The sequence below is a fragment of the Pseudomonas soli genome (assembly GCF_021283165.2).
Classification (GTDB): domain Bacteria; phylum Pseudomonadota; class Gammaproteobacteria; order Pseudomonadales; family Pseudomonadaceae; genus Aquipseudomonas; species Aquipseudomonas soli.
This window is the reverse complement of the sequence record NZ_CP128543.1, coordinates 157,501-172,445: the sequence shown is the minus strand read 5'-3', so window position 1 is coordinate 172,445 and position 14,945 is coordinate 157,501. Positions and strand designations below refer to the sequence as shown.

At 60.1% G+C, this 14,945-nt stretch carries 9 protein-coding genes, 1 tRNA gene and 3 rRNA genes (1 of these 13 running past the window's edge); 7 read left to right on the top strand and 6 right to left on the bottom strand.

What is annotated here, in order from left to right:
* Positions 1-19 precede the first annotated feature (19 nt).
* Positions 20-361 (top strand): hypothetical protein, encoded by a 342-nt coding sequence (locus LU688_RS00795; RefSeq protein WP_023628881.1) that lies wholly within the window; start codon positions 20-22, stop codon positions 359-361.
* A gap of 54 nt (positions 362-415) precedes the next feature.
* On the opposite strand, the gene lapD is transcribed toward LU688_RS00795, so the two are convergent.
* Together lapD and lapG are read right to left on the bottom strand one after the other, a co-directional pair.
* The gene (gene lapD / locus LU688_RS00790; RefSeq protein ID WP_094012622.1) at positions 416-2,362 is read right to left on the bottom strand and encodes a cyclic di-GMP receptor LapD; all 1,947 of its coding nucleotides are present in this window, start codon (positions 2,360-2,362) and stop codon (positions 416-418) included.
* A 10-nt stretch (positions 2,363-2,372) separates the two neighbouring features.
* Positions 2,373-3,074 carry a cysteine protease LapG gene (gene lapG, locus LU688_RS00785; protein ID WP_232888295.1) on the bottom strand — a complete coding sequence of 234 codons (702 nt, stop codon included), beginning with the start codon at positions 3,072-3,074 and terminating at the stop codon, positions 2,373-2,375.
* A gap of 271 nt (positions 3,075-3,345) precedes the next feature.
* Between lapG and LU688_RS00780 the strand changes: the two genes are divergently transcribed.
* The 6 genes from LU688_RS00780 to LU688_RS00755 all read left to right on the top strand — a co-directional run bounded on the left by LU688_RS00780 (position 3,346) and on the right by LU688_RS00755 (position 10,922).
* On the top strand, positions 3,346-4,038 hold the full coding sequence (locus LU688_RS00780) for a GntR family transcriptional regulator (RefSeq protein WP_023628878.1): 693 nt from the start codon (positions 3,346-3,348) through the stop codon (positions 4,036-4,038).
* Between the two features lie 72 nt (positions 4,039-4,110).
* Positions 4,111-4,677, top strand: a complete 567-nt coding sequence (locus tag LU688_RS00775) for a hypothetical protein (protein WP_023628877.1) — start codon at positions 4,111-4,113, stop codon at positions 4,675-4,677.
* 601 nt (positions 4,678-5,278) lie between these two features.
* Positions 5,279-6,055 (top strand): DUF3050 domain-containing protein, encoded by a 777-nt coding sequence (locus tag LU688_RS00770; protein ID WP_023628876.1) that lies wholly within the window; start codon positions 5,279-5,281, stop codon positions 6,053-6,055.
* Positions 6,052-6,981: a diiron oxygenase gene (locus LU688_RS00765; protein ID WP_160291358.1), complete on the top strand. Its 930-nt coding sequence runs from the start codon at positions 6,052-6,054 to the stop codon at positions 6,979-6,981. Before LU688_RS00770 ends, LU688_RS00765 begins: the two co-directional genes overlap by 4 nt.
* 10 nt (positions 6,982-6,991) lie before the next feature.
* Positions 6,992-10,423: an amino acid adenylation domain-containing protein gene (locus LU688_RS00760; protein WP_232888294.1), complete on the top strand. Its 3,432-nt coding sequence runs from the start codon at positions 6,992-6,994 to the stop codon at positions 10,421-10,423.
* Positions 10,424-10,454: 31 nt separating this feature from the next.
* Positions 10,455-10,922 (top strand): SRPBCC family protein, encoded by a 468-nt coding sequence (locus tag LU688_RS00755; RefSeq protein WP_023630620.1) that lies wholly within the window; start codon positions 10,455-10,457, stop codon positions 10,920-10,922.
* A gap of 343 nt (positions 10,923-11,265) precedes the next feature.
* On the opposite strand, the gene rrf (LU688_RS00750) is transcribed toward LU688_RS00755, so the two are convergent.
* From rrf (LU688_RS00750) to LU688_RS00735, 4 genes are all read right to left on the bottom strand, one after another.
* A 5S ribosomal RNA gene (gene rrf, locus LU688_RS00750) occupies positions 11,266-11,381 on the bottom strand.
* A 110-nt stretch (positions 11,382-11,491) separates the two neighbouring features.
* Positions 11,492-11,607 (bottom strand): 5S ribosomal RNA (gene rrf / locus LU688_RS00745).
* 134 nt (positions 11,608-11,741) lie between these two features.
* A 23S ribosomal RNA gene (locus LU688_RS00740) occupies positions 11,742-14,635 on the bottom strand.
* 245 nt (positions 14,636-14,880) lie between these two features.
* A tRNA-Ala gene (locus LU688_RS00735) sits at positions 14,881-14,945 on the bottom strand (it continues 11 nt past the right edge of the window).

The window sequence follows — 14,945 nt, the reverse complement described above, 5'->3', positions numbered from 1 at the left end:
CGTGACGAGGGACGCCGCCATGTTCTACGTGCAACGCGACGCTGACGGCCGTTTGCTGCGAGTGGAAGCCGCCGGGTTTGATGGATTTACGGACATGGTCCCCGCCGACAGTGCCGAGATCCAGGAATGGTTCGCCGACGATGTCGTTGAGAACAGCCTCAGGCAGCTCAAGCAGAGCGATCTGGACATGATCCGGGTGCTGGAGGACCTGATCGAGGTGCTGACTGCCAAAGGCGTGTTCAGCATCACCGACCTGCCGCCCGGCGCCCAGGCCAAGTTGCTCAACCGCTCCACCGCGCGCAAGGCGCTGGGTAGCCTGAACAACCTGATAGAGGAAGACGAGGAAGGCGGGTTGATCTGACCAAGCTGGCGGCGTATTGCAGTGCGAGTTGCCTCGCACTGATGACACGGCTGGTCAACGCCAGGGGGCCGGCCCACCAACCAGTTGGCCCTGGATGCCCTGCACACCCATGTCCCGCAGCACCTTCAACTCCCCCTCGGTCTCCACCCGCTCAGCGATCAGCGGCAGGTCGATACTGTGTGCCGCCCGCTGGATAGCTTCGATGAAGAGGCGCTTGTGGCGTTCCTGGTCAATGTTGCGGATATAGCCACCATCGATTTTCAAGTAGGCCAGCCCCAAGTGAGCCAGGTTTCCGATCATGCTGAAGCGCCCACCGAAACGCTGCAGCGCCAGGCTGAAGCCCAATGTTCGCAGGCGCCGGGTCAGGAGCTCCAGCACCGACTGCTCGGGCAGCTGCTCCTCGCCGATCTCGAAAGTCAGCCGCGGTCCCAGTGCACTGTGCTGCCCCAACAGGTCATAGATCCGCTGCAGCGCCTTGGGATCGGCCAGTGTCGCAGCCGACAAGTTCAGTGCCAACGCTTCGCCATGCCCGTGCAGGTGCTTGAGCACCTTTTCCAGCACCAGCAAGTCCAGCCGTGGCATCCAGCCGAAGCGCTCCAGCCAAGGTAGGAAACGGCCGGCCGCCAGGGCTTCGCCCACTTCGTCGTGCAAGCGCGAGATGACCTTGTAATGCAGCACTCGCTCGGGCGCCCGGGCATCGACGACGGGCTGGAAGAACAGCTCGAACTGCCCTTGGCCCAGCGCCTGGTCCAGGCGCGTATGCCAGACATGGTGGCTGTCGGCGGCTTGGTCTGCGGCGCCCTGTTCCAGGCATACCCAACCCGGTGCGGGCTGACTCTCGGCGCGGGCCAGAGCTTCGTCGGCGAGCTTGAGGAGCCCTTGCGGCGCATCACCTGGACTGAAGGGGGCAAGGCCAATGCAGGCCACCGGGTCAACATCGCTGGCTCCGGTCTCGTGCAGGCTCTGCAAGGTGCCTTCCAGGGCTTGCGCCAGTTGGATTGCCTCATCATGAACCATGCCCGGCGCCAATACCGCGAACTCGCCGCCACGGCTGCGCGTGATCAGGTCGTTTGTCTCGGGGTAGTTCGCACAGGTGCGAAGCAATTGCTCCCCCACCGCCTGCAGTAATTGGTCGGTACGCTGACCACCCAGCCGGGCATTGAGCCCGGCCAGGTCCTGAACCCGCAGCAACAGCAGGTAGCCGCTCCGGGCCTCCTCCAAGTTGCTGACCCGGGCATTGAGCTGCATTTCGAAGTAACGGCGGTTGGCCAGGCCGGTGAGGCTGTCCTGGTAGGACTCCGCACGCAGCTTCTCGCTGCGCTCGGCCTGCTCGGTGAACAGAGCCTTGAGTTTCTCGACCATCTGGTTCATGGCCTGTACCACTCGGCGCAGTTCGGGGGTGCGTGGCAGCTCGGGCAGACTGAGGAACTCACGACGGGCGATGGCGTGGGACTGCGCCACCATATAGTCGAGCGGACGCAACTGGCGGCGCAGCAGCAGCGCCCCGAGCACCGCGCTCACGGCGCCGCACAGCAGCAGCCAGCCAAGGCTGCCCAAGGCGCTCTGCCAGAGCTTGGCCAAGGCGAACATCGGGTGGCTTATCACCTCTACCCGCGCCGCCTGCTGCCAGCCCCGGCTGACGAGGGCATCGCCACCGGCCGGCTCCAGGCCGATGAGCTGGATGAACCAGCCCGGCACGCCGCCGGTGTCGGGCTCTGCGTGACGCTCGACCAGCACGGCATTGGAGTCCAGGTCGATAACCTTGATACTCGAGTAGTAGCCACTGTCGAAAATCGAGCTGACCATCAGCTCGACCATCGCCGGGTCATCGATATTCGGCGTCAGCGACAACGCCAACGCGGTCGCGGCATCCTGGGCATGAGAACGCAGCTGGTTGACATACTGGCTGCGCGAGCTCTCCAGGCTGACCATGAAACTGCCACTGAAGGCGATCACCAGGAACAGGCAAATGGCTAGCAGCAATTGTTTGAACAGTGACATCTGTGCTCCTTCAGTAAACCGGTTCGGCCGGGAACCCTTCGGCCTGCATTTTCTTCAGCAAGTCCTGCCAACGCGACAGGCGCTTGGTGTCGCCGACCTTCCTGTTGCCGCCTGCGCCGGTCAGCCACAAGCCTTCACCGTTGAAGGCGTACACCGGCAGCAGGTCAGTGCGCTGGCTGGCCGGCTTGATCGCGTCCATCAGGCTGTCGAGCACCAGCGGCTGCGCCTGTGGGCTTGAATAATAGGTCAGGACCATGTGCGCACGATTCTGGCGCAGGGCTTTGACGTAAGTGATGCGCAGCTTCTCCGCCGGAATGCCGATACGCCGCAGGCTGAAGTACTTGGCGATGGCGTAGTCCTCGCAGTCGCCCGCTCCTTTGATCAGCGATTGGACCGGCGTGGCCCAGTAGTCAACCTCGTGCCATAGGTCTATGTCCTCGACGTAGCGCAACTGCTTGTTGAAGAACAGATTGACCACTTGCAACTGCTCCATCTCGCTGCCCTGCTTCTGTGTCGACAGCAGGTTCTGCCAGGCATCGATACGCCCCTGGCCCGGGCCTAATGGGCCATAGAGCGCCTGGGCACGGCGGCTGATCTGCGAGAAGTCCCAATCCGCCTGCGTGATGCCCAGCCACAAGCAGCCGAGCAGCACGGCAAGGCCGAGCCGGCGAACGATCGCGTTGAGAGGCCAAGGTATCGCCACTGCGAACACCTGTTCAGATCAGTCGAAAGCAGCGATGGTGCGGGCTGGCGCGAGAAAAGACAATGGCGCCGGCTGCCAGTGCTGCCAACTGTCGGCAAAGCCGCTTCGTACAAGGGCTGGCGACCTTGACCATCTTCCCAATGCCGGCAACTTGCTTCACGATAGCCGCGTTTCGTGAGTGCGCCACGGCGCAACTGCCTGATCAATCCGTTTGACAAGCGCCCCCTTCCCTCACTAGGGTTATTGGATCCAATTTTCATGTTGCCGAGGCGAACCCCGCGTGGCTGAGAAACCCAAACTCCTGAGCACCGTGCTAGGCAGCGAGCAGGTACCGCCGCACCTGGCGCGCGGTGTCATCGAAGAGCGTCTGCGCAGTGCCATCCTCGACGGCCGACTGCCACCGGGGACCGCGGTGCGCCAGCAAGAGCTGGCGACCCTGTTTGGCGTCAGCCGCATGCCCGTGCGCGAGGCGCTACGCCAATTGGAGGCCCAGTCCCTGCTACAGGTGGTGATGCACAAAGGCGCCGTGGTGGCACCGCTGATCGGCGAGGACGCCGTCGATACCTACGCCCTGCGCGTACTGCTCGAGACTGAGGCACTGCGCCAGTCAATCCCCTCGCTCGACGCTGACGACATCGCCCAGGCCAGATCGTATATCCGCCAACTGGAGAACGAGACCCGCCACGCTGAAATCGGCAGGCTCAACCGTCTGTTCCACATGGCCCTCTATAGCAAGGCAAAGAACCAGAAACTGCTGCGCATGATCGAGATCGAGCTCAACGAGGAGGAACGCTTCCTGCGCTTCCATCTGTCCTCGATGGGGCTGGGCAAGCTCACCCAGGACGACCACATCGCGTTGGTCGACGCTGCCAGCGACAAACTGGTTGACGAAGCCATCAAGCTCCTGGAAGAGCACCTGAACCACGCCGCGCGAACCATCAGGAACTACCTCGACAAGCAATCGGGCAACTGATTCTGCTCAACCGCGCAGCCGACCTCAGCGACCGCGTCGCTGCGCAGACACGATCCGCCACAAGGAACGGCAGTGCACGTGCAGACGCGACAGGAAACCACGCCCGACCAGCCCCCCAGGATTCGCTTGATCTGCCTGGCAAGCACCCGACAGCAACTTGCCCAATACCGCACGTGGGCAAGGACCCTGGGCGATCCCATCGAACTGGTCGCGGTCGATGTGCCCTCCATCGCCGACCCCGAACAATTACTGCCCATTTCTGGGCATCTGACTCAGGTGCTGCTTGAACAGCTCCAACCCTACCTCGTGCAGCCGCACGCCTTGTTTGCCCAAGGGCTAGGCGCGCATATCGCACTGGCCCTGATACAGAAGGTGCAGGGTGCTTGCCCAGGGCTGACCCGTCATTTGTTTGTTTCAAGCTGTGACAGCCCACAATTCAGTACCACCCACCTGCCCCTTCATATCCCCACGACTGTGCTCTATCCGCCAGGCTCCCTGGCGGCAATGCTTGGTTGGCACAGGCTGGTTCGTCGGGAGCTGGAGCTGATTGAGCTACCGCTGCAAGCGGTGGATAGTTCGTTGCTGAACCAGCGCCTGGTGCGCATCTTCAACGCCCATCTCGGGTTGCTGAGTTTCTAATCCTCCCCCTGCCATCCCTGTGCTGATCAAGGCTTTTCCGTGGCCCGGTCAGTGCCTGGCCATGGCAGTGCCAGCTTTTTGGGGACACTCTACTCCCCGCAGCGGCCGCTGATCATCAGACGTGGACCTGGCCGTCTGCCTCCCCATTAACTTGCAGAAGGAACCTGGCACCGGGGCAAGGACCGCAAGCGATCAGCCGCCCCTCAATAGTTACTCTCCCCCTCTCCGTTCATTCGTGCTCCGAGTGAGGCATTCACTCTGTGACATTTTTTCTGATCGTTAATTATCGGAAGGAGTACGTATTGCCAAAATAAAACTTACTCAAAGTTTTATTCAGAACCGTATATTTCAAGAAAAGTCCGAATATAAATTAATCAAAAAAACAATTGCGGCAAACTTTGAAGTTGTTCTAACTTTTATATCGCCAGCCAAGGAGCGGCCCTGCGCCTCCGTGAGCGCTTAGCCAGACGAGCCCTGCCGGCCTCTGCCTGTTGTTCGAATTCGAGTTTCCACTCGAGGCCTTCATTCGCCCGGCATTTATCTGCCTTGCAACTTTCAGAGTAATACCAACCCTGTATTTCAACCCTAAACGGAGCTCATCATGAGCACATTGAAGCGCACACTTTCCGACAAGAAACATAAACTCTCCCTGCACCCGCTATTTTCCGAAATCGATTCTCTGGAGACGCTCCGGGGGTTCATGGAAACCCATGTGTTCGCTGTCTGGGACTTCATGTCTCTGACCAAACGCCTGCAGCAGGAGCTGACCTGCGTCAGCCTGCCCTGGCTGCCACCAAGGGACCCGGCCGCAGCGCGTCTGATCAACGAGATCGTTCTGGGCGAAGAATCAGACGAGCGCCTGGATCATGGTCACTACAGCCACTTCGAGCTGTACCTGGATGCCATGCGCGAAGTCGGTGCAAGCACCCAGGCCATCGAACGCTTCGTCAGCCTGCAGCAACAAGGCGTCGCGGCATTCGACGCGCTGCAACGCTGTGGCGCCAGTGAAGCGGCACAGCGGTTCGTTCGTGACACTCTCGAAGTGGCCATCGAGGCACCGGCCCACCAGGTTGCCGCCGCCTTCCTGCACGGGCGGGAAAGCGTCATTCCATCGATGTTCCAGCAGATTCTCGACGAGTGGGGCATCGGCACCGAGCAGGCACCGACCTTCCGCTACTACCTGCAACGTCACATCGAGGTCGACTCCGAGGACCACGGCCCCGCCGCCGAGCAATTGCTGGCACGCCTGGTCGATCACGATCCGCTGCGCCAGGAAGACGTCTACGTGGCCGCCATCGCCGCGGTGGACAGCCGCATGGCCCTGTGGGACCGCCTGCGTACGTCGCTGAAAACGGCTGTTGCCGAGGTCACCCCATGAATGCCCTCGAGTATCGCTCCTTTGCCGAGGCCTGGGAGGCCAGGGCGACCATTCGCACTCGGCCACGACGCCAGGTAGAGGATGACCAGCGCCTGATCTACCCCCTGAGCCGCCAGCCCCTGGTGCTCGGCGCGACGTTCCAGCGCGAGTGCCCGCAGTTGCGCGACTTCGTGCTGGTACAGAGCCTCTACAAGTTCATCAATGACGTGGTGATCTTCGAGACCGAGATCGTCGACCGTACCGCCCGGCGCATCGCCAAGGACCGCTTTGCCGTGCGTTTCCCGTTCGCCTGCCGCTACGACGCGATGACCGTGGTGGTGGACGAGGACTATCACGCCCTGGTGGCGATGGACTTCCTGCAACAGAGCATCGCCCTGACCGGGATCGAGCCGATCGCCCTGCCCCAGGAAATCGAACTCAGCCGCGCCATTCCAGCCGTGCTGGAACAGGTGCCCGAGGCCCTGCGTGACGCCCTGGAGCTGATCTGCGTGGGCATCGCCGAGAACACCCTGACCGACGATGTCGCGGCCTTTGCCCGCGACGACTCGGTCAAGCCCTCGGTGAAGGGCCTGATGGCCGATCACCTGCTAGACGAAGGTCGTCACTCGAGCTTCTGGGCGCGCCTGACGCGCATCTACTGGCATACCGCGCCTGAGGCGGATCGCCAGATGATCGCCAAGGTACTCCCGTTGTTCCTGCGCCAGTACCTGACCAACGACATCCAGCAGGCTTTCGACTGCGCCCTGATCGACGCCTTGCCGGTGAGCGATTCGGTGCGCCAGGCCCTGCGCGAGGAAGCGCTGGGCCTGGCCTACCCGATCAACCGCCAGCATCCGCTGCTGGGCAACATCCTGCGTTTCTTCCGCAGCAGCTCGATGCTCGAGTCTCCCTGCGTACAGGACGCCCTGCGCGACTATCTGCCCTGAGGACTTAGACATGAGACGCCTCGACATACTCCTGGTGGGCACCAGCCCGCCCCTGGAGGAGTTCGCCCGCCTGCTCGCCGAGCACGGACATGGCTCGGCCAGGGCCGATAGCGCCCAGGCCGTCCCCCGGCAGTTGTCGGCCCAACCCGACCTGGTGGTGGAGGATGGCAGCCTGGCACTGCGCAGCAGTGATTGGCAGCCCCTTGGCGGCACGCCGCTGCTCAGGCTGCGCCTGGGTGCGAGCTACGCCGACACCCTGCCTCAACTGGAGGCCCTGTGCTGGTGCGGCAGTGCCAGCGCCCAGCGGCTGATCCATCGCGTGCCGATACACACGCCGCGCTCCGGCAATGGCCAACAGCTGCGTGAGGACACCTTGCAAGCCCTGTGCGAGCAACTGGCGCTGCAGGTCACCCGCTTCGCCCGCAACCCGTTGCATCTGCAGGAAACGCCTGCGGTGAGCCCGGGAGACCTGGAGCGTGAGCACGGCCTGGACTGGCTGGATACTTTGGCCTACCGCCATCCGTTCAACCGCACACTGCGCGCCGATTTGCTGGAGAAGGCCGAAACAGGCCTGATCGGCGGCCTGGAGCACAGCCTGCGTGTGCACGCAGGGTCTCCCGCCGTGAACCACAACGGCCAGCGTTGCTCTTATGAGCAACTGCACGCCCGCGCCGCCATCATCCAGCAGGCCTTGTTGCCGCTGCTGCCCAACGCCGGGGAACAGCCGCCTGTGGTCGCCGTGTGCATGGGCAAGTCACCCGAGCTCTACGCCAGCTTGCTGGCGGTGCTGGGCTGCGCCGCCATCTACCTGCCACTGGATCCGGCCACGCCGGCCGAGCGCCGCCAGCTGATCCTCGACGACGCTGGCGCCTGCGTCATGCTGCACGACGGCCAGACGCCTGTGGATATCCCTGATGTGGATGTGCGCAACCTTCCTTTGGCGCAGGACTTGCCGCCGCCCAGCCTGGCGTTGCGCCAGGCTGCCGCCGAGCAGGCCTGCGTGGCGATCTACACCTCCGGCACCACCGGCCAACCGAAAGGCGTGTTGCTCAGCCAAGGCAACCTGGCGCACTTCATGGCCTGGTATCGCGAGCATGTGGACCTGGACCGGCACAGCCGGGTCCTGCAGTTCTCCACCATCGGCTTCGATGCCTCGCTGCTGGATATCCTGCCAACGTTCGCCTGTGGCGCGGAACTGGTCCTGCCCAGTGAAGACCAGCGTCGCGATCCGCAACTGCTGGTACAACTTATCCACAGAGAGGAGGTGAGCCACGCGTTCCTGCCACCGGCGCTGCTGAGCATCCTGCCCCGGGATCTCCATCTGGGCCTGCGCCATCTGGTCACCGGCGGCGACGTCTGCGAACCGGAGGTCATCGCCCGATTGGCCGGGCAATGCCGGATGCACAATATCTATGGGCCGACCGAAACCACCGTGCTGGCCACGACCCGGGTGTTCGGTACGGGCGACGACAACCGCAACCTGGGGCTGCCAATCGCCAACACCCAGGTGTTGATCCTCGACCAACACCTGCAGCCGGTTTGTGAGCAGACCCCGGGCGAGCTGTACATCGTCGGGCCAGGTGTCGGCCTGGGCTACCTGAACAACCCCGAACTGAGCGCCGAACGCTTCGTCGAGCTGAGCTTGCCCGCGGGCCGCACACTGCGCGCCTACCGCACGGGAGATATCGGCAAATGGACGGACCAAGGTATCGAGCTGTGCGGCCGGCGAGACAACCAGGTGAAGATCCGTGGCTTCCGGGTCGAACCCGAAGAAATCGAGCACTGCCTGCGCGATAGCCAGCTGTTCGCCCAGGTGGCGGTGGTGATCGACGCCCAGCGGCGGGTCCTGGCCTTCCTTGCCCACCCGCAACGGGCCGATGGCGAAACCTTGCTGCGCGAGCATGCCGAGCGACACCTACCCGACTACATGCGCCCGATGTTCTATCAGGTACTGCAGCAGATGCCCTATACCGCCAACGGCAAGGTGGATCGCCGGGCGTTGTCGTTGCGTCCACTGGCGTTGCCAACCAGCCAGCGCATCGAACCGCAGACAACCACCGAGGAGCGCCTGCGCTGCCTGTGGAGTGCGCTGCTGGAGCTTCCACACAGCGAGATTTCCGTCGACGAGAGCTTCTTCAACCTCGGCGGACACTCCATCCTGCTGTCGCGCCTGCTCCTGGAGGTCAGGGAACACTTCGGCCAGGGGGTGGCCATCAACCGCTTCATCGAACAGCCGACCCTGCAACGCCTGGGCGCGCTGCTCGATGGCGATCACGAGGCGTTGCAAACCTCCCTGGTACGCCTGGAGCAGGACGCCAACCGCGAACTGGGCCTGCAAGTGCAACCGCTGGAGCGCCTGGGCGATGTGCACAAGGTAATCGTCACCGGGGCCAACAGCTTCCTTGGCGTGCATCTGGTCGAGGCCCTGCTGGAGTGGGGCGCGAGTGAAGTCGCTTGCCTGGTACGCAGCGCCGCAGGGCTATCCGCCGATGAGCGTTTCTCCCAGGCCCTGCAGGACAACCACGTCACCCTGGACCGCAGCCGCGTGCGGGTATTCGAAGCGGACCTGCGCAAGCCACTGCTGGGTTTGGCCCAGGCCGACTACGACTACCTGGACAGTAACTATGGCGCGTTGCTGCACAACGCCGCGCAGGTCAACCATGTGCTCGACTACGAGGTCCTGGCAGCCGACAACATCGAGCCCTTGTTCGAGTGCCTGCGATTATGCGAAGGCCGGCGCAAAAAGATCTTTAACTTCATCTCGACCCTGTCCGCTTGCAGCGCGGTGGACATTGACGGTCGCGTGCTGGAGAGCGATCCGACCAGTACCCCGCCAATCTACATCCGCAACGGCTACAACCTCAGCAAATGGGTCGGCGAGCGCATCCTCAGCCGCGCCCGTGAGCAGGGCGTGTGGGTCAACCTGTTCCGCCCCGGCAACATCACCTTCGATAGCCGCACCGGGGTCTGCCAGCCGCAGCGCAACCGGCTGATGCTGATGCTCAAGGGCTCGCTGCAGTTGGGCCAGGTGCCGGAGCTCGAAATCGACTTCGACCTCATGCCGGTGGACTTCCTGTCCCGCTTCATCGCTTTCCACAGCAGCCGTCACCTGGCCGGCCAGTGTGTGTTCAACCTGCACAACCCCGAACCCCTGCGCTGGCGTGACTACCTGGCTTCGTTCCATGCCCAGGGCCATGCCTTCGAACTGGTCAGCATCGAGCAATGGCAGCGCCAGTTGGCCAGGGTCGATAGCGACAACGCGCTGTACGACGTCCTGGGCTTCTACCTGGACGGTTTCGAGGAAGACATCGGCGACATCTCCGGCATCGCCCACGACAACGCCCGCGCCGGGGTGCAGCGCATGGGCGCCCGTTACCCGAGCAAGGACCCGGCGCTGCTCAGCCGTGGCTGCCGCTACCTGGCCGACATCGGCTTTATCTGATCCCTTTCATACACAACAGGAGCAACATCCAATGCAAGCACTCAAACCCGATACCCTGATCCGCAACCCGCAAGGCTGCCTGGTGGTTTCCAGCGTGGAGATCGCCGCGCCGGCCGCCAACGTATGGAACATCGTCGGCAACTTCGCTGGCTTCCCGGTGTTCATTCCTGCCCTGGCGCATATCGAGATGACCGGCAGCGGTGTGCGCTCGGTGCGCAAGAAGCTGTTCAAGGATGGCAACGTGGTGATTGAGCAGTTGAACAGCCGCGACGATCAGGCCATGAACATGACCTGGAGCCTGATCTACACCAGCTTGAACATCGGCAATCTGTGGGCGGCCATGCAAGTGCAGGCGATCGACGCCAGCCGCAGCCGTGCGACCTGGACCATCCAGGCCGAGCCATGGGAGGGCGGGCCGGAGGCTCTGCCGGGCTTCCAGGCATTCCTGCAGGGGTTTGCCGATGAGGCGATGGGCAATGTGCGTAACCTGCTGAGCTGATAGCACTGGCAGGGACGTATGCCCCGATAGCAAAAAGGCCGCTCCCAACCGGGAGCGGCCTTTTTTTGTCTTGAAGATCAGGGGTCGGGCTGTGCTGTTGCACAGCGAAAAGAGATATCTGTAGGAGCGGCTTTAGCCGCGATGCAAGCAACTCGGTGCCTGGCACCCGCTTCGCGGGTGATCGCGGCTGAAGCCGCTCCTACAGGGACCGTGCTGTGCTTGTGAATACTGTTCCCTTCGTGCCAGCGCAGGGAGCTGGACGATTTCATACGGGAACTTCAGGCATTGATACCTGAAAGACAAAGCCCCTGATCGCATCGCGATCAGGGGCTTTGGAATTGAATCTTGACGATGACCTACTCTCACATGGGGAAACCCCACACTACCATCGGCGATGCATCGTTTCACTGCTGAGTTCGGGATGGGATCAGGTGGTTCCAATGCTCTATGGTCGTCAAGAAAATCTGTGTGCTGGTCCGTCCTGTGGGACGTACCTGCGAATCTCTATAGTCTCTACTTAAAGACAAAACCCCTACCTGCTCGCGCAGATAGGGGTTTTGCGAAATGAATCTTGACGATGACCTACTCTCACATGGGGAAACCCCACACTACCATCGGCGATGCATCGTTTCACTACTGAGTTCGGGATGGGATCAGGTGGTTCCAATGCTCTATGGTCGTCAAGAAATTCGGTTGCCAGTACGTCCTTGCAGACATGCCAGCCAATTCGGATATGTGATCTTTGTGGTTCGTCGCGAACTTTCGGTTCGTTTCGTCTTCACCACCGCAATCTGCGTGAGCAAATTGCTTGGGTGTTATATGGTCAAGCCTCACGGGCAATTAGTATTGGTTAGCTCAACGCCTCACAGCGCTTACACACCCAACCTATCAACGTCGTAGTCTTCGACGGCCCTTCAGGGAGCTCAAGGCTCCAGTGAGATCTCATCTTGAGGCAAGTTTCCCGCTTAGATGCTTTCAGCGGTTATCTCTTCCGAACATAGCTACCCGGCAATGCCACTGGCGTGACAACCGGAACACCAGAGGTTCGTCCACTCCGGTCCTCTCGTACTAGGAGCAGCCCCTCTCAAATCTCAAACGTCCACGGCAGATAGGGACCGAACTGTCTCACGACGTTCTAAACCCAGCTCGCGTACCACTTTAAATGGCGAACAGCCATACCCTTGGGACCGGCTTCAGCCCCAGGATGTGATGAGCCGACATCGAGGTGCCAAACACCGCCGTCGATATGAACTCTTGGGCGGTATCAGCCTGTTATCCCCGGAGTACCTTTTATCCGTTGAGCGATGGCCCTTCCATACAGAACCACCGGATCACTAAGACCTACTTTCGTACCTGCTCGACGTGTGTGTCTCGCAGTCAAGCGCGCTTTTGCCTTTATACTCTACGACCGATTTCCGACCGGTCTGAGCGCACCTTCGTACTCCTCCGTTACTCTTTGGGAGGAGACCGCCCCAGTCAAACTACCCACCATACACTGTCCTCGATCCGGATAACGGACCTGAGTTAGAACCTCAAGGTTGCCAGGGTGGTATTTCAAGGATGGCTCCATGAGAACTGGCGTCCCCACTTCAAAGCCTCCCACCTATCCTACACAAGCAAGCTCAAAGTCCAGTGCAAAGCTATAGTAAAGGTTCACGGGGTCTTTCCGTCTAGCCGCGGATACACTGCATCTTCACAGCGATTTCAATTTCACTGAGTCTCGGGTGGAGACAGCGCCGCCATCGTTACGCCATTCGTGCAGGTCGGAACTTACCCGACAAGGAATTTCGCTACCTTAGGACCGTTATAGTTACGGCCGCCGTTTACCGGGGCTTCGATCAAGAGCTTCGCTTGCGCTAACCCCATCAATTAACCTTCCGGCACCGGGCAGGCGTCACACCCTATACGTCCACTTTCGTGTTTGCAGAGTGCTGTGTTTTTAATAAACAGTCGCAGCGGCCTGGTATCTTCGACCGGCGTGGGCTTACGCAGCAAGTGCTTCACCCTCACCGGCGCACCTTCTCCCGAAGTTACGGTGCCATTTTGCCTAGTTCCTTCACCCGAGTTCTCTCAAGCGCCTTGGTATTCTCTACCTAACCACCTGTGTCGGTTTGGGGTACGGTTCCCAGTTATCTGAAGCTTAGGAGCTTTTCTTGGAAGCATGGCATCAACCACTTCGCGCTCTAATGAGCACTCGTCATCAGCTCTCGGCCTTGAGATCCCGGATTTGCCTAAGATCTCAGCCTACCACCTTAAACTTGGACAACCAACGCCAAGCTGGCCTAGCCTTCTCCGTCCCTCCATCGCAATAACTGGAAGTACAGGAATATTAACCTGTTTTCCATCGACTACGCTTTTCAGCCTCGCCTTAGGGACCGACTAACCCTGCGTCGATTAACGTTGCGCAGGAAACCTTGGTCTTTCGGCGTGCGAGTTTTTCACTCGCATTGTCGTTACTCATGTCAGCATTCGCACTTCTGATACCTCCAGCAAGCTTCTCAACTCACCTTCACAGGCTTACAGAACGCTCCTCTACCGCATCACCTAAAGGTGATACCCGTAGCTTCGGTGCATGGTTTGAGCCCCGTTACATCTTCCGCGCAGGCCGACTCGACTAGTGAGCTATTACGCTTTCTTTAAAGGGTGGCTGCTTCTAAGCCAACCTCCTAGCTGTCTAAGCCTTCCCACATCGTTTCCCACTTAACCATGACTTTGGGACCTTAGCTGACGGTCTGGGTTGTTTCCCTTTTCACGACGGACGTTAGCACCCGCCGTGTGTCTCCCATGCTCGGCACTTGTAGGTATTCGGAGTTTGCATCGGTTTGGTAAGTCGGGATGACCCCCTAGCCGAAACAGTGCTCTACCCCCTACAGTGATACATGAGGCGCTACCTAAATAGCTTTCGAGGAGAACCAGCTATCTCCGAGCTTGATTAGCCTTTCACTCCGATCCACAGGTCATCCGCTAACTTTTCAACGGTAGTCGGTTCGGTCCTCCAGTCAGTGTTACCTAACCTTCAACCTGCCCATGGATAGATCGCCCGGTTTCGGGTCTATACCCAGCGACTAAAGCGCCCTATTAAGACTCGCTTTCGCTACGCCTCCCCTATTCGGTTAAGCTCGCCACTGAATATAAGTCGCTGACCCATTATACAAAAGGTACGCAGTCACCTAACAAAGTAGGCTCCCACTGCTTGTACGCATACGGTTTCAGGTTCTATTTCACTCCCCTCTCCGGGGTTCTTTTCGCCTTTCCCTCACGGTACTGGTTCACTATCGGTCAGTCAGTAGTATTTAGCCTTGGAGGATGGTCCCCCCATGTTCAGACAAAGTTTCTCGTGCTCCGTCCTACTCGATTTCACTGGCAAGAGATTTTCGTGTACGGGGCTATCACCCACTATGGCCGCACTTTCCAGAGCGTTCCACTAATCTCAAACCAGCTTAAGGGCTGGTCCCCGTTCGCTCGCCACTACTAAGGGAATCTCGGTTGATTTCTTTTCCTCAGGGTACTTAGATGTTTCAGTTCCCCTGGTTCGCCTCTTGCACCTATGTATTCAGTACAAGATAACCAGCTTGTGCTGGCTGGGTTCCCCCATTCAGAGATCTCTGGATCACAGTCTGTTTGCCGACTCCCCAAAGCTTATCGCAGGCTACCACGTCTTTCATCGCCTCTGACTGCCAAGGCATCCACCGTATGCGCTTCTTCACTTGACCATATAACCCCAAGCAATCTGGTTATACTGTGAAGACGACATTCGCCGAAAATTCGCACGTCGCTCTTTCGAGCAGAACTCACAAATTTTACCTTAGCCTGATCCACCAGCAGTGAAACTGGTGTTCAGTCTATTTCTATCACATATCCGAATTTTTAAAGAACGATCTGACAAAAGTCAGAAATCAACATTCATCACCGAATGTTCATTTCTAAGTTCTGAGCAGTGCTGCGAAACCTGAAAGAGTGGTGGAGCCAAGCGGGATCGAACCGCTGACCTCCTGCGTGCAAGGCAGGCGCTCTCCCAGCTGA